Origin of the sequence: Fictibacillus nanhaiensis (assembly GCF_019801215.1) — a bacterium.
Taxonomy (GTDB): Bacteria; Bacillota; Bacilli; order Bacillales; family Fictibacillaceae; genus Fictibacillus; species Fictibacillus nanhaiensis_C.
Genome location: NZ_JAHVJO010000001.1, coordinates 437,305 through 460,815, shown reverse-complemented (window position 1 = coordinate 460,815; position 23,511 = coordinate 437,305). Strand labels below are relative to the sequence as shown.

At 38.3% G+C, this 23,511-nt stretch carries 25 protein-coding genes and 1 pseudogene; 4 read left to right on the top strand and 22 right to left on the bottom strand.

All coding sequences use genetic code 11. The features are described from left to right. Positions 1 to 32 precede the first annotated feature (32 nt). The 6 genes and pseudogenes from KUV80_RS18575 to KUV80_RS02295 all read right to left on the bottom strand — a co-directional run bounded on the left by KUV80_RS18575 (position 33) and on the right by KUV80_RS02295 (position 4,233). Entirely contained in the window at positions 33 to 155 is a 123-nt protein-coding gene (locus tag KUV80_RS18575; RefSeq protein WP_338083476.1) for a DUF2179 domain-containing protein, read from the bottom strand. Further along, positions 143 to 759, bottom strand: a pseudogene (locus KUV80_RS02315) (YitT family protein). The gene KUV80_RS18575 and the pseudogene KUV80_RS02315 overlap by 13 nt, the downstream one beginning before the upstream one ends. Before the next feature lie 131 nt (positions 760 to 890). Then, positions 891 to 1,550: an HAD family hydrolase gene (locus KUV80_RS02310; protein ID WP_222461070.1), complete on the bottom strand. Its 660-nt coding sequence runs from the start codon at positions 1,548 to 1,550 to the stop codon at positions 891 to 893. A gap of 129 nt (positions 1,551 to 1,679) precedes the next feature. Beyond that, positions 1,680 to 2,603 (bottom strand): metal ABC transporter substrate-binding protein, encoded by a 924-nt coding sequence (locus tag KUV80_RS02305; protein WP_222461069.1) that lies wholly within the window; start codon positions 2,601 to 2,603, stop codon positions 1,680 to 1,682. 17 nt (positions 2,604 to 2,620) lie between these two features. Beyond that, positions 2,621 to 3,481 (bottom strand): metal ABC transporter permease, encoded by an 861-nt coding sequence (locus KUV80_RS02300; RefSeq protein WP_425308466.1) that lies wholly within the window; start codon positions 3,479 to 3,481, stop codon positions 2,621 to 2,623. A 5-nt stretch (positions 3,482 to 3,486) separates the two neighbouring features. Continuing rightward, positions 3,487 to 4,233 carry a metal ABC transporter ATP-binding protein gene (locus KUV80_RS02295; RefSeq protein ID WP_222461067.1) on the bottom strand — a complete coding sequence of 249 codons (747 nt, stop codon included), beginning with the start codon at positions 4,231 to 4,233 and terminating at the stop codon, positions 3,487 to 3,489. Between the two features lie 288 nt (positions 4,234 to 4,521). On the opposite strand from KUV80_RS02295, the gene KUV80_RS02290 reads away from it, so the two are divergent. Both KUV80_RS02290 and KUV80_RS02285 read left to right on the top strand, forming a co-directional pair. Next, positions 4,522 to 5,781: an NCS2 family permease gene (locus KUV80_RS02290; RefSeq protein ID WP_222461066.1), complete on the top strand. Its 1,260-nt coding sequence runs from the start codon at positions 4,522 to 4,524 to the stop codon at positions 5,779 to 5,781. Positions 5,782 to 5,884: 103 nt separating this feature from the next. Further along, positions 5,885 to 6,145: a DUF2624 family protein gene (locus KUV80_RS02285; protein WP_222461065.1), complete on the top strand. Its 261-nt coding sequence runs from the start codon at positions 5,885 to 5,887 to the stop codon at positions 6,143 to 6,145. Positions 6,146 to 6,186: 41 nt separating this feature from the next. Here the strand turns inward: KUV80_RS02285 and KUV80_RS02280 are convergent, their stop codons facing one another. Both KUV80_RS02280 and KUV80_RS02275 read right to left on the bottom strand, forming a co-directional pair. Beyond that, on the bottom strand, positions 6,187 to 7,077 hold the full coding sequence (locus KUV80_RS02280; RefSeq protein WP_222461064.1) for a deoxyribonuclease IV: 891 nt from the start codon (positions 7,075 to 7,077) through the stop codon (positions 6,187 to 6,189). Positions 7,078 to 7,105: 28 nt separating this feature from the next. Further along, the gene (locus tag KUV80_RS02275; RefSeq protein WP_222461063.1) at positions 7,106 to 8,389 is read right to left on the bottom strand and encodes a DEAD/DEAH box helicase; all 1,284 of its coding nucleotides are present in this window, start codon (positions 8,387 to 8,389) and stop codon (positions 7,106 to 7,108) included. Positions 8,390 to 8,569: 180 nt separating this feature from the next. Between KUV80_RS02275 and KUV80_RS02270 the strand changes: the two genes are divergently transcribed. Both KUV80_RS02270 and KUV80_RS02265 read left to right on the top strand, forming a co-directional pair. After that, positions 8,570 to 9,196 carry a YqfQ family protein gene (locus KUV80_RS02270; RefSeq protein ID WP_222461062.1) on the top strand — a complete coding sequence of 209 codons (627 nt, stop codon included), beginning with the start codon at positions 8,570 to 8,572 and terminating at the stop codon, positions 9,194 to 9,196. A gap of 119 nt (positions 9,197 to 9,315) precedes the next feature. After that, positions 9,316 to 10,260 (top strand): 4-hydroxy-3-methylbut-2-enyl diphosphate reductase, encoded by a 945-nt coding sequence (locus KUV80_RS02265; RefSeq protein ID WP_222461061.1) that lies wholly within the window; start codon positions 9,316 to 9,318, stop codon positions 10,258 to 10,260. Positions 10,261 to 10,354: 94 nt separating this feature from the next. On the opposite strand, the gene KUV80_RS02260 is transcribed toward KUV80_RS02265, so the two are convergent. The 14 genes from KUV80_RS02260 to KUV80_RS02195 all read right to left on the bottom strand — a co-directional run bounded on the left by KUV80_RS02260 (position 10,355) and on the right by KUV80_RS02195 (position 23,497). Then, positions 10,355 to 11,476: a Nif3-like dinuclear metal center hexameric protein gene (locus KUV80_RS02260; protein WP_222461060.1), complete on the bottom strand. Its 1,122-nt coding sequence runs from the start codon at positions 11,474 to 11,476 to the stop codon at positions 10,355 to 10,357. Beyond that, on the bottom strand, positions 11,473 to 12,174 hold the full coding sequence (locus KUV80_RS02255; RefSeq protein ID WP_222461059.1) for a tRNA (adenine(22)-N(1))-methyltransferase: 702 nt from the start codon (positions 12,172 to 12,174) through the stop codon (positions 11,473 to 11,475). The genes KUV80_RS02260 and KUV80_RS02255 overlap by 4 nt, the downstream gene beginning before the upstream one ends. A 117-nt stretch (positions 12,175 to 12,291) precedes the next feature. Next, positions 12,292 to 12,636 (bottom strand): cytochrome c550, encoded by a 345-nt coding sequence (gene cccA, locus KUV80_RS02250; protein ID WP_222461058.1) that lies wholly within the window; start codon positions 12,634 to 12,636, stop codon positions 12,292 to 12,294. 192 nt (positions 12,637 to 12,828) lie between these two features. After that, on the bottom strand, positions 12,829 to 14,445 hold the full coding sequence (locus KUV80_RS02245) for an AMP-binding protein (protein ID WP_222461057.1): 1,617 nt from the start codon (positions 14,443 to 14,445) through the stop codon (positions 12,829 to 12,831). Positions 14,446 to 14,473: 28 nt separating this feature from the next. Continuing rightward, a complete protein-coding gene (locus KUV80_RS02240) occupies positions 14,474 to 15,613 on the bottom strand; it encodes an acyl-CoA dehydrogenase family protein (protein ID WP_222461056.1) in 1,140 nt (379 codons plus the stop codon). Positions 15,614 to 15,888: 275 nt separating this feature from the next. Further along, positions 15,889 to 17,019, bottom strand: a complete 1,131-nt coding sequence (rpoD, locus tag KUV80_RS02235) for an RNA polymerase sigma factor RpoD (protein ID WP_222461055.1) — start codon at positions 17,017 to 17,019, stop codon at positions 15,889 to 15,891. Positions 17,020 to 17,061: 42 nt separating this feature from the next. Further along, positions 17,062 to 18,870: a DNA primase gene (dnaG, locus tag KUV80_RS02230; RefSeq protein WP_222461054.1), complete on the bottom strand. Its 1,809-nt coding sequence runs from the start codon at positions 18,868 to 18,870 to the stop codon at positions 17,062 to 17,064. A 58-nt stretch (positions 18,871 to 18,928) separates the two neighbouring features. After that, a complete protein-coding gene (locus KUV80_RS02225) occupies positions 18,929 to 19,396 on the bottom strand; it encodes a YaiI/YqxD family protein (protein WP_222461053.1) in 468 nt (155 codons plus the stop codon). A gap of 186 nt (positions 19,397 to 19,582) precedes the next feature. Continuing rightward, on the bottom strand, positions 19,583 to 20,398 hold the full coding sequence (locus KUV80_RS02220) for a pyruvate, water dikinase regulatory protein (RefSeq protein WP_222461052.1): 816 nt from the start codon (positions 20,396 to 20,398) through the stop codon (positions 19,583 to 19,585). A 17-nt stretch (positions 20,399 to 20,415) separates the two neighbouring features. Further along, positions 20,416 to 21,063 carry a helix-turn-helix transcriptional regulator gene (locus KUV80_RS02215; RefSeq protein WP_338083459.1) on the bottom strand — a complete coding sequence of 216 codons (648 nt, stop codon included), beginning with the start codon at positions 21,061 to 21,063 and terminating at the stop codon, positions 20,416 to 20,418. A gap of 99 nt (positions 21,064 to 21,162) precedes the next feature. Beyond that, the gene (gene recO / locus KUV80_RS02210) at positions 21,163 to 21,906 is read right to left on the bottom strand and encodes a DNA repair protein RecO (RefSeq protein ID WP_222461051.1); all 744 of its coding nucleotides are present in this window, start codon (positions 21,904 to 21,906) and stop codon (positions 21,163 to 21,165) included. 45 nt (positions 21,907 to 21,951) lie between these two features. Beyond that, on the bottom strand, positions 21,952 to 22,095 hold the full coding sequence (locus tag KUV80_RS02205; protein ID WP_077359092.1) for a YqzL family protein: 144 nt from the start codon (positions 22,093 to 22,095) through the stop codon (positions 21,952 to 21,954). A gap of 102 nt (positions 22,096 to 22,197) precedes the next feature. Next, the gene (era, locus tag KUV80_RS02200) at positions 22,198 to 23,106 is read right to left on the bottom strand and encodes a GTPase Era (RefSeq protein WP_222461050.1); all 909 of its coding nucleotides are present in this window, start codon (positions 23,104 to 23,106) and stop codon (positions 22,198 to 22,200) included. Further along, positions 23,099 to 23,497 (bottom strand): cytidine deaminase, encoded by a 399-nt coding sequence (locus KUV80_RS02195; protein ID WP_222461049.1) that lies wholly within the window; start codon positions 23,495 to 23,497, stop codon positions 23,099 to 23,101. Before KUV80_RS02195 ends, era begins: the two co-directional genes overlap by 8 nt. Positions 23,498 to 23,511 lie beyond the last annotated feature (14 nt).

The window sequence follows — 23,511 nt, the reverse complement described above, 5'->3', positions numbered from 1 at the left end:
GCCTTACAGACTGGCATGCAGTTGAGCTTAAATTAATGAATGGGAGCCTTAAATTTCGCCCCTATTGTTTCTTGAGTATTCATAATGGTTATGAATGCATTTGAATCAATTTCATATACAATGTTCTTTAACTTAGTTACTTCTAGGCGAGTAATAACAGCATAGATGACTTCTTTTTCAGTTCCGTATAACCGCCTTTGCCTTTTAGTTTCGTAGTGCCTCTTCCCAATCGGTCTAAGATTCCATTAGAAATCTCTTCATAGTGATCGGATACGATGATAACGGCTTTCGTTTCATCCAACCCTTGTATGACAGTGTCTATCGTTTTAAAGGCAATATAATACGTCATAACCGAATAATTGCCTGTTCCCATCCAAAAACGAAACCAGCCCAAACAAAAACAAACACATTAATAAACATAACAAATTCACCGATTGAAAAAGGAAACTTTTTAGCTAAAAGTATCCCCAATATCTCCGTTCCGTCTAATGAACCGCCATGACGGATTACAATGCCTACCCCTGTCCCAAGCATGACTCCCCCGAAAACTGTGGCTAAGATCGATTGATTCGTAAAAGGCTCAATTCCGTGCAAAAGTGTTTCAATTACACCAAGACTGATAATAGCAAACAAAGAAGAAACTACAAACGTCTTTCCGATTTGTTTGTATCCATTATACATAAACGGCAGATTCAATAAGAATACAAGCAACGCAAAATTAGCAGGTGTCAAATAATCCAAAATAAGTGATACACCGATTATTCCTCCATCAATGATTCGATTCGGAATTAATAACAGCTCAATGGAAGCAGCAGCTAGACCGGCTCACAACAAAATCATAAATAAACGATAAACAAGATGTGTTTTACTTTCCTTCTTATGTTGTTTCTTCAATCTGTTATCCCCTCTTTCAAAAGACTGACTACCGCCTCCTCTAAATTTGAAGGGTTGACGATCCTATCAGCCTGTCTTAAATATTTCTCTTCAAGTGTGGTCTCAACTGCCAAACAAAAAGCTCCCGCACGCTTTGCAGATTCTATTCCGAGCGGTGCATTTTCAATAACAAGCCACTCGGATGCATCATAGGGAAGATTATTTATCGCCTTCAAGTACGGTTCGGGTGAGGGTTTCCCTTCATTCACATCATCACCTGTTATGATCGAATGAAAAACTACCGGAAGCTTTTCAACCACTTCAACCACAAATTCCCGTCTGCTTCCTGTAACTAATGAAACAGGAATTCCTTGTTTATAGAGACGTTCCAAAAGGGATACAGTCTCTTCAATAAAACTGTAATTTGCATTTTCTTTAAAGTATTTTCTTTTTTGCTCGTAGATATCTTCAACATCACGGTCTGTAAACTGAACTTGATTGGCATGGAAAATATCAAGTATTGTTTTTCTTCCCGGCATGCCTTCTCTCAGGTAAAATTCAAGATCATCATGATTAAAGCCCTTTTTTCTAAATGCGTGATGCCATGCTTCCACATGGTGAGGCATCGTATGGACCACTACTCCATCCATATCAAAACAGACTGCCTTTATGCTCATACGTCCACCTTGCCTTTTTTTGTTATGTAAAATAAGTCAGTCAATAATTACCCACATCTTTTTATTATAGAACAAATGACAACAAAATAAAAAAAAGAAGCTGGCGTAATGACCAGCTTCTCGTTTACTTTATTTTAACCCTTCAATAATCGTTCTTGTGTTCCATTCCATCATTTCTTTATACGTATCGCCATCTTCTCCAGGCTTACCTAATGAATCAGTAAATACTTTTCCTTTGATTGGTACACCTGTCTCTTTTGAAACAGTTTCCATACTTCTTGCATCTACACTCGTTTCTACGAAAAGAGCCGTGATGTTTCCGTTTTTAATGAAATCCACTAAACTTTTGATCTGTTGAGGCGTCCCCTGGTTTTCAGAGTTAATTTCCCAAACATAAGCCGTATTCATATTGTAGGCTTCTCCAAAATATTTAAACGCGCCTTCACTTGTAATCAAAACTCTCTTATCTTCTGGGACTTTTGCTAATTCTGATACGGTTGCATCATGTAATTCTTTTAGTTCTGCAATATATTTTTCGGCATTCTTTTCATAAAATTCTTTGTTATCAGGGTCTTCTTTAATCAGTGCATCACGAATATTTTCTACATAAATAATACCGTTATTGATATTTAGCCATGCATGAGGATCTGGTTCTTTCTCTAATCCTTTTGATTCAAGATGAATAGCTTCCACCCCTTCACTTACTCTGTAAACCGGGGCATCCTTTCCATCTTTATCTGACGTTTTTAATAATTTGTTAAACCAAGAGTTTCCTTCTTCCAAATTTAGACCGTTATAGAATACAACATCTGCATCGGTTGTTTTTAAAACATCTTCTGGCAGCGGATCATATTCATGAGGATTAGACCCGATCGGCACCATGCTATGAACCTCTACTTTTTCTCCGCCTACATTTTTGACTAGGTCATAAATGATTGAATAAGTCGTTACTACTTCCACTTTCTCAGAATCTTCTTTTACTGAACTGCAGCCTGATGCAGCCGCCAACAATAAAGATCCTGCCATAAAAACACCTGCTAATTTTTTAATCATTCTTCAATTTCCTCCCTTTATCTCATTAGCTCTACTCTATTTTTTCTGGCTTTCATCGCCTTCCACATTAAACCTTGTGAAGGCGAAAAGAAAAAGGCCAGTGCGAACATAAACGCTGATACTAATACGATTGTTGCACCAGATGCCAGATTATAAGTAAAACTAAAATATAATCCGAAAACAGATGCAATGGTTCCAATCAATGCCGAAAGATAGATCATGACAGACAAACGGTTCGTAAGCAGATACGCAGTTGCTGCTGGTGTGATCAGCATCGCAACCACAAGTACGATTCCTACCGTTTGAAGAGAAGCGACGGTTACCATTGTTAGGACAACCATCAACGCATAATGAATCCATTTATTCGGTAAACCATAGCTTTGTGCCATTGTTGGATCAAATGTTGAAACAAGCAATTCTTTATAGAAAAGAACGACTAATGCAATGACCAAAACACCAATGCCAAGTGTCATCCACATATCACTCATCCGAACGGCTAAAACATTTCCAAACAAAATGTGGTAGAGATCGGCACTGCTTTTCATAAATGTGATAATGATGATCCCAACAGCAAACATACTCGTAAACATAATACCAATTGCCATATCGTGTTTAATTCTGCTGTTCTGACTAACATAGCCGATTCCTATCGCAGTTAGAACTCCAGTTATTACAGCACCAAAAAAGAAACTGATGCCAAGCATATAGCTGATTGCTACACCAGGTAATACAGCATGAGAGATCGCATCTCCCATTAATGCCATTCCTCTTAAAATAATAAAGCACCCTACAATCCCACAGATGATACCGACCATAATCGATGTAAACAATGCTTTTTGGAGGAATTGATATTGAAAGAGGGCTTCAATAAAATCGATAAAATTCACGTTACATTCACTCCTTTTGGCTGAAGAAAGGAAAATTGATTTGCGTACGCTCTTGTAATCACCTCTGGCTGAAGAACTTCTTCAGACGCACCAAAGTGGATCATGTGTTTGTTAAGAAGAAGCAGATGATCAAAATAAGACTCTGCTTTACTTAAGTCGTGATGTACGACAAGAATCGTTTTTCCTTCTCGTTTTAGATCCCTAAGGATATTAATAATGGTCTCTTCACTGGCCACATCGATTCCAACGAATGGCTCATCGAGAAAGAATAATTCTGCTTTTTGTGCAAGAGCTCTTGCAAGAAACACCCTTTGCTGCTGTCCTCCTGAGAGTTCACCGATCTGACGGTTGCTGAACTGTTCCATACCTACTGTTTTAAGACAGTCAAAGGCCCATGCTCTATCATTTTTGGATGGCCTTTTAAACAATCCTAGCTTCGGATACGTACCTAACAAAACAACATCAATCACAGTTATCGGAAAATCCCAGTCGATATCTGATCGCTGAGGTACATAGGCAATATTCGTTTTCCATCTTTTTAACGGTTCACCAAAAATTTTAACATTTCCTTTATCTTTTGATATCAAGTTTAAAGCAGCCTTCATCAAGGTCGATTTTCCTGCTCCGTTAGGTCCTATAATCCCAACAAGACTTCCTTTATTCACTGAGAACGTTATATCTTTAACAACTTGGTTCCCTAAGTACGAGACGAATAATTGCTCAATCTCTATTGCTCGTTCCATGAGAAATGACCTCCTTTTTCACCCGGTAACTTATTTTGCCTGAGTGCAACTTTTACCTATAAAATAATTCCTTCACAATGTATGAATTGCAAAGAAAGAAGTGATTTGTCCGCGCACAAGAAAAAGTTTCCTATGGGCAACTTTTTTACTTAAGTCAAATTATATAGTGTGGACACAAAAATGTAAATGATTTTTTCTAGCCATATTTCTACATATGCTATATAATCATCTCTGGCAGGTTACTGCTGGGTGGGAGAGGGTTTTTTTTCAGATTTAAGAGAGGAATACATGAAACAAGATCAATTATCGATTAAAAAAGAAATACTTGCAGGTATCACCTCATTCTTCACGATCGCTTATATTATTATCGTTAATCCACTAATATTAGCGGATGCCGGTATGCCTTATGAAGGTGTCGTGTTAGCGACTATTTTAACTTCTGTAGTTGGCTGCTTAATAATGGGATTATATGCAAATGCACCTATAATTCTTACACCAGGTATGGGTGTCAACGCGTTTTTCACCTATACAATCGTACAGGGCATGAACTTAAGCTGGCAAGAGGCACTTGCTGCAGTCGTATTATCAGGTGTTTTGTTTCTGATTATCGCCTCTACCCCTTTAAAGGACATACTTTCAAAGAGTATTCCACAATCTTTAAAACATAGTATTACAGTAGGGATCGGCTTGTTTTTAACTTTTATTGGACTGCAAAAAGGCGGCATTATTGAAGCCAGCTCTGCAACGTTTGTAAAGTTAGGTCATCTTGATCATCCTGATGCAATTCTTACAATGGTTGGTCTCGGACTAACTCTTGCTTTGTTTTTAAAGAACGTAAAAGGCAGTTTCCTAATCGGAATTGCACTGACGACTTTTATAGGATTCTTAATGGGACATACGCAGAAAGTACAGCAGATGTCAGATGGTTTTTCACTTAAGCCGTTTGGTGACTTATTGTTTGCTTTCGATTTCTCTGGGATAAGCCAGCTTTCTTTTTGGATCGCTACATTTTCACTAACGATGATCATCACTTTTGAAAATATGGGATTATTATACGGTCTGCTTCCCGACCAAGAAAAATTTCCAAAAGCGTTTCAGGCAAATGCCGCTTCTTCCATCGTATCAGGATTATTTGGTACAAGTCCAACCATATCGACAGTGGAAAGTGCATCAGGTATAACAGAAGGCGGAAGAACAGGAATAACGAGCATAACAGTCGCAATATTGTTCATTGGATCTATTTTTGCAGCTCCATTCATTGCTTATATTCCGGATGGTGCTATTGCTCCTGTTTTAATCATAATAGGCGGGTTGATGGTTCAGCAGATTCAACATATACCTTTGGCTGACTTTACTGAAATGTTTCCATCATTTCTAGTTATCGCCCTAATTCCATTAACATACAGCATTGTGGATGGACTTGCATTCGGCTTTATCGCTTATCCGCTAATCAAATGGATGTCGGGTCAGAAAAAGCAAGTACCTGTAACCATGTATGTGATCGCATTCTTATTTTTGATGAACTTTGTACTCCATACAATTGTATAATCACAAAAGGAAAAAAAGACTTTGGAATAATTCCATAGTCTTTTTTTTAGCACTTTCTCCGCTTTTGACTCATACAATGAAAAAGTCAGGAGGGGATTTGTGTATGAATCCAATTATCGTGCACTTTGTTAACCAAAAATTAAATACGATGAGTCCAAATGAATTAATCACTCTGGCAGCGCAATATCAGCTTCCCATATCCCAAGTAGAAGCAGAAAAAATCGTAAACATTTTAAGAAGGCAGACCATCGATATAAAAAATCTTGCTCAGCGAAAACAAATCATTGCAACGATTGCAAAAGAAGTCAGCCCTGAGAAAGCAAATTATATTCAATACTTAATTCAAACGTACATTGACAGGTAAACAAGTAAAACAAAAAGCCGCACACCTGTGCGACTTTTTTATTATGATAAGAGCTTATTTTGAAGTTCTGGATCAAACTCTTTCCCTTTGATCATTTCAATTTCTAATTTGTAAGGCGGCTTCTTGTTGTTCTTATCCGTTCCTACATAAGGTGTTTCAAGAATTTTAGGAATCTCTCTAAACTGCTCGTGATGCACAATATAGTTCAATGCATCAAAGCCGATATGACCAAAGCCGATATTTTCATGCCTATCCTTTGCTGCACCTGTAACGTTCTTGCTGTCATTGATATGAAATACTTTAATACGGTCTATGCCAACAATCTTGTCGAACTGATCCATAACACCGTCAAAATCGTTTACGATATCATAGCCTGCATCATGTGTATGACACGTATCAAAACATACTGAAAGCTTTTCGTTCAGTTTAACACCTTCAATGATTTGGGCAAGTTCTTCAAAGGTTTTTCCGCATTCAGAACCTTTACCAGCCATCGTTTCCAGAGCAATCTGTACATTTTGTTCTTTTGTTAACACTTCATTCAGACCTTCAATGATCTTTTTAATTCCTGCTTCAGATCCTTCACCAACATGGGCTCCGGGATGCAGTACAATTTGTTTGGCACCTAGAGCATCTGTCCGTTCAATCTCTCGTCTAAGAAAGTCAACACCTAGCTCGAATGTTTCTGGTTTTATACTATTTCCGATATTAATAATGTATGGTGCATGCACTACAATATCAACAATACCGTTCTCTAACATATGTTTCGTTCCTGCTTCGATATTCAAATCTTCTATTTTCTTTCGTCTTGTGTTTTGAGGTGCTCCTGTATAGATCATAAAGGTATTTGCACCGTATGAGACTGCCTCTTCACTTGCAGCTAAAAGCATTTTTTTACCGCTCATTGAAACATGAGAACCTATTTTAATCATACTTTCCCCTCTTCTCCACACAAATCTGTTATCTTGTATTTCTTCTTTTCTTTTTCATTAATTTTTTCTTCTGTTCGTCCATCTTCTTCTTATAGCCTGGTTTTACTTTTCTTGGTTTCGGCAGATAGATGCCATCTTCTTGTTTTTGGCTTGAGGCTTTTTTACTTGGTTTAACAGGTACCCACTCACCGTTTTTATACTGCTCCAATTGAAAACTGATCTTCTTTTCTTTTAGCTTTTGAACAGCATGTTGATCTGTCTGCTCAAATAAAGAGGCACAAATCCCTGACATTCCTGCACGAGCTGTTCTTCCCGCTCGATGGATGTAAAAGTCAAGATCCTTTGGAAACTCATAGTTAATGATGTGGCTGACACCTTTAATATCAATTCCTCTTGCTGCAAGGTCAGTCGCTACTAAAAATTGAAATTCAGCTTTTTGAACTCGCTTCATGATGTTTTTTCTAGTACGTGGAGGTACATCACCATGTAAACGTTCGACGCTCATACCCTCAGCTGACATGGCATCTGCTATCTCATCAACTGTTTTTTTCGTGTTTGCAAAAACAATCGCAAAATATGGGTTAAAATCTTTTGCCGTCTTGATCAGCTTGGAAAGCTTATCGTTGTGTTTTGCTTGTATCAGTACATGCTTAATATCTTTTGCTGTAACATGTTGTGGTTCTACATGAACATGTTTTGGATTTTTCATATACTTTTTTAAGAAAGGCTGCAGCTTTTCTGGTACCGTTGCAGAGAATACCATCATCTGCAGTTCATTCGCCATACGTGATGCTATATGATCGACATCTTCAATAAAGCCCATGTCAAGCATTTGATCAGCTTCATCAACAACAAGCATGTTTGCTGTGTACACAACAAGTTCTTGTGTCTTTACAAGGTCATTGATTCGTCCAGGTGTGCCAATAACCATCTGTGGAACAGTTTTTAATTTTTCAGCCATTCTTTTTCTATCCGTACCGCCTACGATGGCTTTTGCTTTAATTTGTTTATCTTCAGGTAACTGCTCAGATAATTTTAAGAACTCATTATAGATCTGTTGCGCAAGCTCTCTAGTAGGAGCGGTAATGACTGCTTGTACTTCATTTTTTTGGTTATCAATCCTGTGCATAAGCGGGAGCAGGAAGGCAAAGGTTTTTCCAGACCCTGTTTGGGATTGTCCGATCACATCGAAGCCGTTGATGATACCAGGAATTACACGTTCTTGTATTTCTGTCGGTTTTTCAAATCCAATTCCACTTAATGCAGATTGGAGCGATTCATTTATTTTTAGCCGTTCAAACGGAGTTTTCATACGCTCACCTTTTTCTTTTTCAAATGTAAATCTGTTCACTTTTAGTATTATAGAGTAAGTTTCGTTTTTCCGCCAATCATCCTTAATAATTGCTAAGAAAACAGGGATAAATATCACACATGTTTTCTTGAATTTCATATTCTGTTTATGAGCGTATTATTTTGGAAAGGAGGAGGAATTATGCAGCCTTTTTACAGATATCCTACTCAACCTCAACATCCTATGCAGCCTTTTCAGATAAATCCCCATATGCAAAACATGCATGGGATGTCAGGAATGAACGGTATGCCACGTAATCCTGGAGGATCTGTTGATCGTTTTTTGGGAACAATAGGCAGCGGCGGAAGTGTTACAGGCGGTACGAATGTATTTACAATGTTAAATAACGTACAAAAAGTACTAAAAGTTGCTGAAACGATGGGACCCATGATTAAACAGTATGGGCCAGCAATGAAGAACTTGCCGTCTATCATGACTGCTTTAAAAGATTTCCAAAGCGGATCAAGCACAAAAACAGAAGCGGATGGAAAAGCAGATACCTCTGAAAAAGCGGATAAAGTAGAAAAGAAAAATGAACCAAAAGGACATAATGCAAAAAAGAAAGAAAACGCTGATAAAATAAAATCAGAAAAAGAGAAAAAAGAAGAAAAAACAGTCCAACCAGGGGCAAAATCTACAAAAACATCAAATATACAACCTATACAAAAATCTAAAAAAGCACCTTCTGCCACAAAACCAGTGCCTACTCGGCCAAGAGCAAACGTACCAAAAGGCTATCATCTCTCAGGACCAAAACTATACGTATAATGTGTAGGGTTTGAGTTCTTGTGGCCTCTCCTTTATAATAAACGTATACAGAAGTACATCTCCCAAGACAGCATAGCCATCTGTGCTGTCTTTTATATGAATAAAGGAGAGATCCAACAATGGAAATCGTTAAAATATCGCCGCGTGGGTATTGTTATGGTGTTGTTGACGCTATGGTCATGGCACGCCAGGCAGCAAATGATCCAACCCTTCCGAGACCGATTTATATTCTAGGTATGATCGTTCATAACAAACATGTAACAGATGCCTTTGAAGATGAAGGGATTATTACACTTGATGGGAACAATCGATTAGATATCATCCGAAACATTGAATCAGGGACGGTTATTTACACAGCTCATGGAGTGTCACCAGAAGTGAGACGCATCGCGCATGAAAAAGGTCTTTATGAAATTGATGCAACTTGTCCTGACGTAACCAAAACACATGATCTGATAAGAGAGAAAGAAAAAGAAGGTTATGAGATTATCTATATTGGAAAAAAAGGTCACCCTGAACCTGAAGGTGCGATCGGAATTGCACCTCATATCGTACATCTTGTTGAAAATACAGAAGACCTTCACCAATTAAAAGTAGATAGTGAAAAGATTCTTATTACTAACCAAACGACGATGAGCCAATGGGATGTAGCTGAACTTATTAAACAGTTATTAATAAAATACCCAAATGCTGAAGTTCATAAAGAAATTTGTTTAGCAACACAAGTAAGGCAAGAAGCAGTAGCAAATCAAGCCGGTGATTGTGACCTTGTGTTGGTTGTTGGAGACCCGAGGAGCAACAACTCAAATCGTCTTGCCCAAGTTTCAGAGGAAATAGCAGGAACCCCATCGTACCGTATCTCCGATGTTTCAGAGATTGATTTATCTTGGTTAAAAGGGGTCAAAAAAGTAGGGGTTACTTCTGGTGCGTCAACACCTACACCCATTACAAAAGAAGTCATTGATTTCCTTGCAAGCTACGATGAAAACGACCAAGAAACTTGGAAAAAAGAACGTAAAGTAACGTTGAACCGAATCCTTCCAAAAGTAAAAGAGAAAAAGTAATGAAAGCAAAGCTGGCTTTGAAGCCAGCTTTGTTTTTTGCTATTCTGACTGGTTTTTAAGAGTTTCTGTCCACGTAAACTTATGGTAAAAGTATCTACATAAATGTAAACGGTTCGGTTATGACTTCAGATTCTATGACCTGGGTATCATATTTTCTTTTAACTAGCTCTTTCTCTAGGACGCGTTTAAGTTCATGTTTCATTATTTTTTCGATGTGATGTCCCGCATCCACGATAGTAAGCCCTTCTTCCTGTGCATCGTGTGCATTATGATAATAAATATCACCAGTTACTAATACATCTGCCCCTTTTCGAACAGCTGGGTAAATATATTTGTTTCCATCACCGCCTACAACAGCTACTTTTTTAATGCTATGATTGTGACCTTTAATCACTCGAACGTTTGAAAGACCAAAAGCTTTTTTTACATGGTCAACAAACTGTTCCATTTCCATTTCTTTAGGAAGCATTCCGATTTTCCCTATTCCCAGTTCGTTTCCTTTGTTTAGAAGCGGAAATAGATCATAGGCAATTTCTTCGTATGGATGCGCTTTTTTCATGGCAGCTATTACATGCTTTTGTATGGATACAGGCATGATCGACTCAATTTTGACTTCCTCTGTTCGTTCCTGTTTTCCTAACTCTCCAATAAAAGGTGTCGTTCCTTCCAGTGGAGTAAATGTACCCCATCCGTTGGATGAAAAAGTACAATGACTGTAATTCCCGATATGACCTGCTCCGGCATTCCCTATTGCCTGTCTTACATGTTCTTCATGTGTTAATGGCACAAACACACAGAGTTTTACAAGCTCCTCTTCATAAGTAGGAGCGAGCACTTCTGTTTGTTTTAATTCTAAGCAGTCTGAGAGCCAACTATTCACCCCTGAGGCCGTTACGTCCAGGTTTGTGTGAGCTGCATAAACAGTGATATCTTGTTTCAGTAACTTTGAAATTACTCTTCCTTTCGGAGTATTCGTGTCTATCTTCTTCAAAGGGCGATAAATTAAGGGATGGTGAGCGATAATCAGATCCACTTCATTTGCGATAGCTTCATCTACAACGCTCTCTAGTACATCTAAAGCAATCATTACCTTTTTTACAGGCCGATTCAAGGAGCCTACTTGCAGTCCGATAGGATCACCATCAACAGCCATACTTTTAGGTGCAAAACTCTCTAATAGAGAAATGATATATTGCGCATTAGCTGTTTTACTCACTGCATCCACCCCTTAACACGTTTTATGTTGTTCACGAGTTCCACCCTCTTGATTTCCGAGGATTCTCCATGGCTATTTTCCATTTGAGTCAATATCGCATTCCATTGATTGACTTCCCCGGTCCATTTTTCCTTAAACGCTTGATTTTGATTATTTATTAAAAATGGACCTAACAATAGTTCCGCTTCTACATTGTTGGAGTAAGGCTGATCACCCGTGCGATCAGCAACTAAAACTTCGTAAATTTTCCCGTCTTCCTTGAGTATTTCTTCAGCAACGAGCACCCAGTTTTCTTTTAACAGCCATTTTCTTACTGTTTTTGCTCCAACGTTCGGCTGCAGAATTAACCGTTTTGCAGCACCTAATTTATTTTTTCCTTTTTCAAGGATAGACGTAATTAAAGAACCACCCATACCACAGATGGTTACAACTTCTGCTTCATCTTCTTGAAGTACAGATAATCCGTCGCCTTTTCTTACCTCAATCACGTCGCTAAGTCCATCGAGAAGGACTTGTTCTTTTGCAGATAAGAACGGACCTTCTGTTATTTCTCCAGCTATTGCTTTATTAATGGTTTTTTTTATACCTAAGTAGCATGGTAAATAGGCATGATCTGAACCAATATCTGCTAAAATAGAACCTTTTGGTACATACGAGGCAACCGTTTCAAGTCTTTTTGATAATTTTTCAGAATTCATCTTTTATCACCGCTTCATTAGTTTCGTTCATTCTAGTATTTGTTACGATCGAGATTTTTTGTCATTCTGCATGAAAAAAAGCTTCCTGTTCGAATCAACAAGAAGCTCTTTTCTATTTTATTTTTTTTCTGCGAGCCAGTTAACCAATATTTTTGCTTCTTCTCCCTTTACTAGACCTGCGGGCATTCCAGATCCTTTACCGTTCTTAATAACCTCGGCAATCTCTTCGCTGGAGTATGTACCGCCAATTTTGTCTAATGCAGGACCTACATTACCTTCAAGGTTCTGTCCGTGACAAGAAGAACAATTTTGTTTGTAAATGGCTTGTGGGTCCATGGCTGCCTTTTCTTTATCTTGACTAGCCTGATGGATTTCGTTAATACCATAACCGCCCATTGTGAGCATAAGAACAATTCCAATAACTCCTATAATTGCAAAAGGAATGAGTGGATTACGCTTCATTCATATTCCTCCTTCGTCTGTTCACATCATTTGTTGTTGTGTTAAAAAACCTACTATGTATTGGTTAACAATCCATAACCTATTGTACTTTAAAAGCGTTTACTTGGGAAGGGCAAACTATATTTTTACCAGTTTTGTCACAAGATATCACGTTTAACAACATCAATAAAAAAAATAGCCACGATTTTGTGGCTATTCATGAGTAACAGATAAAGCCTCTAACGCTAGTTCTTTCAGTTTATATTTTTGAATTTTGCCTGAAGCGGTCATCGGATATTCATTAACAAACAAATAGTATTCAGGAATCTTAAAGTGAGAAATCTTGCCTTTGCAATACTTCTTTACTTCATCAGCCGTTAGACAATGTCCTTCTTTCAATTGGATACATGCAGCTACTTTCTCACCGAATTTCTTATCAGGCACGCCGATAACTTGAACATCCAAAATTGCAGGATGAGAATAAAGGAATTCTTCTACTTCTCTCGGATAAACATTTTCACCACCGCGAATAATCATATCCTTTAAACGTCCAGTAATCCTGAAATAGCCCTCATCATCTACAGTTGCCAAATCACCCGTATGAAGCCAGCCTTCATGATCGATCGCTTCTTTCGTCGCTTCAGGCATTTTATAATAGCCTTTCATAACATGGTATCCTCTTGTGCATAGTTCCCCTTGCTCACCAGATTTAACTTCTTTGTTTGTTAGAGGGTCTACCACTTTCGCCTCAACTTGTGAATGTTTTTTACCAACGGTTTCTACTCTACGTTCGATAGGATCGTCGGTTCTCGTTTGGGTAATCACCGGAGAAGATTCGGTTTGACCGTATGCGATTGTAATCTCAGTCATCCCCATTTTCTCAATCACTTTTTTCATCACTTCGATCGGACAAGGAGAACCTGCCATTATTCCTGTTCGCAATGAATCTAATTGATAAGAATCGAATTCAGGGAGATTTAGTTCAGCAATAAACATTGTAGGCACGCCATGTAAGCCTGTACATTTTTCCTTTTCGACTGTTTCGAGCACTTCTTTTGGATCAAACTGCACAATAGGAACCATTGTTGCTCCCACAGTTACAGCTGCTAATGTCCCTAAAACACATCCAAAGCAGTGGAAAAAAGGTACCGGTATACACAATCGATCATCATTTGTAAGATTCATACTGTCAGCGATCTGTCTTGCATTATTCACAATATTATAATGCGTCAGCATAACACCTTTTGGAAAACCTGTCGTACCCGATGTATATTGCATGTTGATAACATCGTCATAATGTAGGGATCTCTCTCGTATCAGTAGCTCTTCATCTGTAATAGCATTTCCTGCTTCTAGCATTTCTTCAAATGTTGGGTATGATGTAGAGCTTTCACTACCGATCTCAACAAAATGTTTTAGCATTGGAAACTCTTCTACTCGTTCTTGAACTGAATCAACCATCTCTTTGTAAGAAGTAGTACGAAACTGTTCAATAAAAAATAACGCTTTCGCATCTGACTGCTTTAGCAAATAATCTAATTCGGCACGCTGGTAGTTCGTATTAACCGTTACTAATACTGCACCCGCACGTGCAGTACCAAATTGCAGAAGAAGCCATTCTGGTACATTCGTCGCCCAAACAGCAACGTGGTCCCCTTTTTGGATTCCCATTGCCATTAAGCCTTTGGCAACCTTACTTGTTAATTCATAAAATTCATGATAGGTGTAGCGAATTCCAAGTTTACTGTACACAATGGCTTCTTGAGCCTTGTTTATCTTTGCCTGCTGCTTCAAACAATCTCCAACAGTTAGCTTCATTAACTCAGCCATAATTCACCCCATCAATTAATTTATGAAATTAACAGCCAATTTCTCTTGCAATCACTATGCGCTGAATTTCAGATGTACCTTCCCCAATCTCAAGCAGTTTAGCATCTCTAAAATACCGCTCTACATGATAATCCCTCATGTAGCCGTTTCCACCATGAATTTGGACGCTTTCAGAACAAATCTGCATACACGCTTCTGATGCGTATAACTTTGCCATTGAAGCTTCTTTTGAAAACTTTTTTCCCTGGTCTTTTAACCAAGCTGCTTTATATACCATCAGTCTGGCAAGTTCGATTTTCATTGCCATATCTGCAAGTTTAAATTGAATCGCTTGGAACTTAGAAATTGATCTTCCAAATTGCTTGCGTTCTTTCGCATAAGATAGGGCTCTCTCATAAGCAGCCTGAGCAATACCTACAGCCATCGCACCGATACCTATCCTGCCGCCATCGAGCGTTACTAGGAACTGTTTAAAGCCGTCTCCACGCTTGCCTAGTAAATTTTCTTCTGGTACCTTCACATCTTCCATAAATAATTCAGTTGTGTTTGAAGAATGAAGACCCATTTTCTCATAATTATCGATTACTCGGAATCCTTGAGCATCTGTAGGAACAATGATTGCTGAAATCTCTTTATCGCTGCCATTTCTATTCGTGATTGCGGTTAACGCTAAATGCTTAGCATAACTTGCATTCGTAATATAACACTTGCTGCCGTTAATGAGCCATTCCCCATTTTCGAGAAAAGCTGTCGTTTCAGTTCCTCCAGCATCTGAACCCGCATTAGGTTCAGTTAACCCAAATGCTCCAAACGAGTCTCCCGTACAAATTGGAGTTAAATACTTTTCTTTTTGTTCATGAGTCCCAAAGAGATTTAATGGAGCCCCGCCTAAAGAAACATGAGCAGAGTATGTAATCCCTGTCGAACCACAAGCACGGCTTAATTCTTCCACTGCGATCGCAAAACTTATCGTATCTGCACCGCCTCCGCCATATTCTTCTGGAAAAGGAAGACCCATCATTCCAAGCTTAGATAGTTTTTCAAATATCTCAACAGGAAACTCCTTATTTTTATCTCTTGCTTCCGCACCTGGTGCAACAACTTCATCAGCGAATTCACGCATCATCTTTTGAATCATCAATTGTTCTTCTGTTAATGTAAAATTCATGGTTGCATCCCACCCTTTGAAATTTTTTCCTCTATCTTGTATGCGCTTTCACTTTTATTATAGATATAAAGGCTGAATTTTTACAAGATTTAAAGTATTTTAAATTCATTTTTTTGAAGAATTATTAAGGAAAATCAAGAATTCGTGAGGTATATAGAGAAGAAATGACGTTTTTCGCCTGTTTGCATTAGAGTGGAATAATAAGTAAAATGTATGAAAGTAAACCTTTTGATTATATGGCCAAATAAAAAAGCCTGCCTCTATGGGCAAGCTATTTATTCAAGAAAATCTTTTAATCGTTTACTTCTGCTTGGATGGCGAAGCTTGCGAAGCGCTTTAGCTTCTATCTGACGAATACGTTCACGCGTTACACCGAATACTTTACCGACTTCTTCAAGTGTACGTGTACGACCATCATCAAGTCCAAAACGTAAACGGAGCACGTTTTCTTCTCGATCAGTGAGAGTGTCAAGAACATCTTCAAGCTGTTCTTTTAATAATTCGTATGCTGCAGCTTCGGATGGTGCAAGAGCATCCTGGTCTTCAATGAAATCACCAAGATGTGAGTCATCTTCTTCACCAATTGGCGTTTCTAAAGATACAGGTTCTTGAGCGATTTTTAAGATTTCTCTTACTTTTTCGGGGGTAAGCTCCATCTCAGCTCCGATTTCTTCTGGTGAAGGCTCTCGACCTAAATCTTGAAGAAGCTGACGCTGAACACGAATGAGTTTATTAATTGTTTCCACCATATGAACAGGGATACGGATTGTACGAGCTTGGTCAGCAATTGCACGAGTGATCGCTTGACGAATCCACCATGTTGCATACGTACTGAACTTAAATCCTTTATCATAATCAAATTTCTCAACTGCTTTAATTAGTCCCATGTTACCTTCTTGGATAAGATCCAGGAACAGCATTCCGCGACCCACATAGCGTTTTGCAATACTTACAACTAAACGAAGGTTTGCTTCAGCAAGACGGCGTTTTGCTTCTTCGTCTCCGTCCTCGATCCTTTTAGCAAGTTCGATCTCTTCATCTGCAGAAAGTAAATCCACACGTCCGATTTCTTTTAGATACATACGAACTGGATCATTGATCTTAACTCCAGGAGGTACGCTTAAATCGTTCAGATCAAACTCTTCCTCTTCTTTTTCCATTTCGAACTTCGGGTCTTCTTCATCATCAGCATCTTCTGAGGCTTCAGCTACTTCTACACCTTGCTCTTCAAGATAATGATAAAATTCATCCATTTGATCCGAATCTTGCTCAAATGGAGCCAGTTTCCCTGTGATCTCTGTATATGTTAGCCGTCCTCGCTTTTTACCGGCTTCAACTAACTGTTCTTTAACTTGATCGATGGTTAATTCGCCTTCCGTCCCTTGACGGTTTGGTTTCTCAGCCATTCGATCCCCTCCTTCCAAAACTTCAACCACACTAAATCCCGATTATTTTAGAGATCTTTTCATTCTCATAATTTCCTGGGCGATTTGGGCTGCCAGTTTTATTTCATTCCTTCTCATTGCGCTTTCTTGCTGTTTCTCTTTTTCTTGTATTTCACGCAATAATGGATAGCTTGAAATAATTCGAATATAATCTGCAAGCTCAACTTCATTCATTTCTTCACTGATTGTGAGCATTGCTAATTCTGATGCAAGTTTTCTTAATTTGTCATCATCAATCCGCTGCATGAACAACCCTACATTGGGCTTATTTCCTTCTTCATAAAAGGCATACAAGTAAGCAGCAATTGCATTATGCTCTTCCACATTAAAGCCGTTTTCAAGCTTCTCTTGAATGAGAAAAGCAGACTCTTCGCTTTTAAGCATATGGGCAAGAACATTTCGTTCTGCATTTAAATTCTTAGGCAATAATGACTTCTGCAAAAGTGTTTGTATTCTAAAATTATTATCCCGCTTTTTAGGGTCGTTATCCTTTGACCTTTGCAGTTGTTTAAAAGTCTGTAATTGCTGTTGTTTTAAAGCATCTAATGACAAATTAAATTCTGTTGCGATCTGCCGGAGATAATGATCTCTTTCAACCGCTTTTGGAAGACGGGCTATCTCGTTGATAATCTCTTCTATATAGATCATCCGTTCTCCTTCATCTCGAAGGTTTTTACCGCGTCTATAGTATTGTATTTTAAATGCCATTACTGTCAGACTAGCCCCTATTATATCTCTAAGAAAGGATTCGCTTCCAAACTTGCTAATATAGTCATCAGGGTCCATACCATCTGGCATTTGTGATATCTTCACCGTACAGCCTTGTTTTGTTAATATTTCTGAGGCACGAAAAGCAGCTTCTACACCAGCAGGATCAGAATCATAGCAGATTGTGACAGATTGAACATTTCTTCTCAATATGTTTGCATGATCTTCCGTTAAAGAGGTCCCTAAAGTAGCAACACCATTTGTAACTCCAGCTCTGAATGCAGCGATGGTGTCTACATAACCTTCAAAAATGACGGCATGCTGTTTTTGTCTGATTTCAGCACGTGATAGATTTAATCCATATAACGTCTTGCCTTTTTGAAAAATTTTCGACTCTGGGCTGTTTAGGTATTTTGGATCGTCTTCTCCGTCCAAAACCCTGCCCCCGAAGGCAACAGTATTACCTGTGCGGTCCCAAATCGGAAACATAATCCTGTTTCGAAACCGATCATATGGCTTTCCGTCTGACTGCCGTCTTCCAATCAGGCCCGATTTTTCAGCAAGAGATACATCTAATCCACGCTTTTGGATAAATTGTGAAGCTGTTTCCCATGAATCTGGTGCAAAACCTATTTGAAACCTTTCGATGGAATCTCTTGTAAAACCCCTGTTTTCAAGATAATCCAATGCCGGTCTACCCTGTTTTGTATGGAGTAAGCAATGGTGATACAATTTAGCCAATAACTCATGAATTTCTGCCATTGCCCTTTTTTCATCATTACTTTTTACGGAGTAATTTTGCTGATTAATTTGAGGCAGTTCTATGTTACTGGTTTTCCCTAATTGTGTAACAGCTTCAATAAAAGAGTATCCTTCAATATTCATCAAAAAAGAAAAAACGTTCCCGCCTGCACCGCAGCCGAAGCAATGGTAAATCTGCTTTTCGGGTGAGACTGAAAAAGAAGGTGATTTTTCACCATGGAACGGACATAATCCAAAGTAGTTTCTGCCTTGCTTTTTTAGCGGAACATACTCACTTATAACATCTACTATATCGTTTGATGACCGAACCTTTTCTATTAAATCTTCTGGTATACGTTCCATATTACCACCACAGAATCTCTGTTTCTTTTGACACTAAATATATATTCGTGCCCCATTTCTAATTTCCTTCAACATTCGACAGGATTTCACAAAAAACTGTATGGAACCTTTTGGCATCCTCCTTCGTGAATTTAGTAGGTCCTTTCGAATGCATACCTGAACGTCTTGCTTTAGCAGAAAGATAACGTTCATGAAGTACTCTTTCCATTTCATCCTCTTGAAAATGTTTCCCTCTTGGGGTTATAACATAAACCCCTTTTGGTATAAGCAAGCTTGCTAGGGCATGATCTTGTGTCACCACAATATCCTTTTTCTTTGAATGATTATGTATGTACATGTCCACTTCTTCAGGTCTAGCATCTACTAAAATCCACCGACCTGGCTGTTCCGTGTTGCTCGCATGCGCAAAAGAAGTTACATAGATCGGTTCAAAAAGATAAACTTGAGAACATTTATTGATCTCATCTTTTATTAGAACAGGACAAGCATCAGCATCTACAAATACATTTCCAATAAATTTTTCCATATTCTTATGTTCTACTTTTTCAAAGATTCTCCTTTATTTAAGAGCATTTGTCTAAAAAAAGCATAGTGAATGTATCACTATTTTGGTCAAACTTTATTTTTTTAATCACAATGTATTATTATAATAAAAATGTGCCCATTTTACCAGTAAAAAGATCCAAATAAAAAAAGCGCAATCATTTGCGCCTTATTTGTACGATTTTCCTTGAAATAGATTGTAAATGACATTGGCTGATTCCTCTACCGCTTTATTCGAGACCTCAACTACTCTGCAACCAATCTTATCAACAATTTTATTAAAATAGACAAGTTCATGTTTAATTCTCTCCATGTTCGCATAATTTGCTTCTGAATCCAGTCCTAACGCTTTTAATCGTTCACGGCGTATATCGTTTAGTTTTTCAGGACTGATTTTCAACCCAAAGCATTTATTTGGAGAAACTTTGAACAACTCTTCAGGTGGTTCCACTTCAGGAACAATCGGTACGTTTGCAACCTTTAATCGCTTATGTGCTAAATATTGTGAAAGCGGTGTTTTGGATGTTCTTGAAACTCCGATTAATACGACGTCAGCCTTTAAAATTCCTCTAGGGTCTCTTCCATCATCATATTTAACGGCAAATTCAATCGCTTCCACTTTTCTGAAATAATCGTCATCTAGTTTATGTACAACTCCTGGTTCATATCTTGGTACTTGATTCAATCTTGATTGCAGCTGATTCATGATAGGACCCATGATATCTACAGTAGGTATACCATTAGCCGCTGCTTCCTTAGCAACATATTCACTGATTTCTGGCACTACAAGAGTGTATGCAATAATCCCATTATGATCTTTTGCTAATGAGATTACTTCATCAATCGTTTCTTTATCTTCCACATAGGGAACTCTCTTTATTTCAATTCCGTTTGAATTAAATTGGCTGGCTGCCGCTTTAACCACCAATTCTGCTGTTTCGCCAACTGAATCCGAAACAACATATACGATCGGACGTCTTGTCATGTTACCCTCCCCATTCATTAAAGTATTTCGTCATGCGCAAGTTCAACGAACGCTTTTGTTAGGTTCGTTTTCGTTATTCTTCCGATTACTTCAAGACCATTGTCTGTTTGAGATTTTTTAACTACAGGCAGTCCGTCTATTTGTTTATCTATAAGTATATGAGCAATATCGAGAAGGAAGTCATCTCTATAACAATAGGTAATATTCGGCATTCTTGTCATAATGATGTTAATCGGAATACTATTCATATCTTGTTTTCCCATACTCGCACGCAACAAATCTTTTCGAGAGGCAACACCTGCAAGATGTCCATTTTTGTTGATAATGAACAATGTGCCTACATCTTCTAAAAACATCGTACATATGGCTTCATAAACGGTCGAGGAATCTTGAACGACAACCGGCATTGAAGTGAATTGCGCAACTTTAATTTTTTTGATTTTCTCCGTTAACAACTGTGAACCCGTTTTACCTGTATAAAAATAACCGACTCTTGGCCTTGCATCCAAATAACCTGCCATAGTTAGGATAGCTAGGTCAGGTCTTAACGTAGCCCTTGTTAAATCAAGCTGATCCGCAATCTGTTCCCCTGTTATTGGTCCGTTGTCTTTTACGATTTCAATTATCTTCTGCTGCCTTTTATTTAGTTCGATTGTGTACACCACCTTTACCGTTCCAATGTGTTATACTGATTTTTCATTATTATAACCTATTAAACAAATTATGCGAAAGAAAAAAAACTGCAAAGGGAACTTTACAGTTTTTTAAGTCAGATCATCTAATTGTTTTATGAACTTCCTTGATTTCAAATAAACCCCAGAATACTCATCCATGTAGGCATCAAACACCATCCGCAACTCTTTTTTCGTTTCCTTTTTTAAAGAAACGTTACCAAGCCTTGCGAGGTCTAGATGGTAGAACATATTTAACAGCCGTGCTGCCCCTTTTGAAATATGAATCCGATAAGGATCCTTGTATACGCATCTTTCACAAAGAAAACCACCTTCTCGTATAGAAAAGGCAAAGGTTCCTTCCGTAGATTGACATGAGACACATCTGCTCAATTCTGGTACAATTCCAGCAGTCTTCATCATTTTAAGTTCAAATAAAAAAGTAATCACTTCCGGATCAATTCCATGATTAATATATTCTAACGCTTGTTTTATCCAGCCAAAAAGATCAGGTTTCAACTCATTCTCAGTCGTATGTCTGTCAAGGAGCTCAGCCAAATACGCAGCATAAGCGGTTTTGACCAAGTCTTCCCGTATTTTTCTGAATGAAGAAAGCGCTTCACCTTGCTGAAGCGTACCTAATCCTCTGCTTCTTTGGAAAACAAATATCCCGTATGTAAACAGCTGCGTAATGGAAGTAAAGCGACTTTTCGGTTTCTTTGCTCCTCTTGCCATTACGCCTATTTTGCCAAGTTCCTTTGTGTACAGAGTCAGAATCGTATTCGATTCACCGTAAGGAACGGTTTTTATGACTATCCCTTCCACTTTGTAAAGCAAGGTAAATCACCACCCTGAAGTTAGAAGGCAACCTAGTTTAGTTATTTAATGAAATGGAGGTTCCTCAAGAGACTCTTCGTAAGGAATAACTGCTGATAATGCTGTTATTTCATGGTCTAGCTCTTTGTATAACAAATAGGTATCAATATTGCCCGTTTCACAGAATACTTTCCATGTAAACTCTTTCATGTTAATGGACACACCTTTCTATTTGTTTATCTCTCTTGATATAACTAGGTTCACCTTAAACGTTGTTTTCATGTGAAGGAAATTTTAACAATTTTTTTCAGATCAATAATCGTCCTCGTTAAAACCAAATTCAGCAAGCTGTTTCTGGCGGTTTCTCCAATCGGTTTGCACTTTTACATAAAGCTCTAAAAATACTTTGGATCCAAGAAGTGTTTCAATATCCATCCGCGCTCTTTTACCGACTTCTTTTAGCATCTTCCCTTGCTTGCCAATAATGATTCCTTTTTGTGAAGCACGTTCTACAATAATCGTTGCGTTGACAAAAACGACATTTTTTTCTTCACGTACTTTCATCTCTTCTATAACAACAGCTACGGAATGAGGAATTTCTTCACGTGTCAAATGCAAGACCTTTTCCCTGATCAATTCGGCTGTAATAAAACGTTCAGGATGATCGGTTACTTGATCTTCAGGATAAAATTGTGGTCCTTCTTCCATGTATGAAACAATCTGATTCAACAGCGTATCTACGTTGTTTCCTTTTAGAGCAGAAATCGGAACAACTTCTGCAACATCTATTTTTTTGCGGTACATGTCAATCAAAGGCAATAAATCATCAGGATGCACTTTATCAATCTTATTTACGACTAAGAAAACAGGGTTATTAACATGCTGAAGTCTATCCATTATGAATTGATCGCCACGCCCATACCCTTCCTCTGCATTTATAACAAAGAGGATCAAGTCCACCTCATTGAGTGTTTGCTGAGCCGTACGGGTCATAAAATCCCCAAGCTTGTGTTTTGGTTTGTGAATACCTGGTGTATCAATAAAAATAACCTGTGAGTCTTCGGTTGTATAAACCGCTTGGATTTTATTTCGAGTCGTTTGAGGTTTATCACTCATGATGGCTATTTTTTGACCAATCACCTGATTTAATAAAGTAGATTTGCCTACATTCGGCCTTCCGATAATCGTAACAAATCCGGATTTAAAGCCTTCTTTAGTCATTTAGGTCCTCCGGTGAAAAAGCCCCTGGTAATAGTTCTTTGACAACAAGTTCTTGCACATCACCTTTTAAGTTAGTTAAATAAACCGGCATGTCAGGCGGACATAGTTCTGAAATAACTTGACGGCAAGCACCACAAGGCGGAACTGGACGTTTCGTATCTGCTACAACCGCTAGAGCGCTAAATTTGGTGTCTCCTTCAGTATATGCTTTGAATAAAGCGGTTCTTTCTGCACAGCAAGTCAGGCTGTACGCAGCATTTTCAATGTTCGCTCCGCTGTAAACCTTACCATCTGCAGAAAGTAATGCCGCTCCTACTTGAAATTTTGAATAGGGAACATATGCTTTTTCACGTGCTGATTTTGCTTGTTCCATTAATTGTTCTTTGTTCATTATTCCTTCACCTT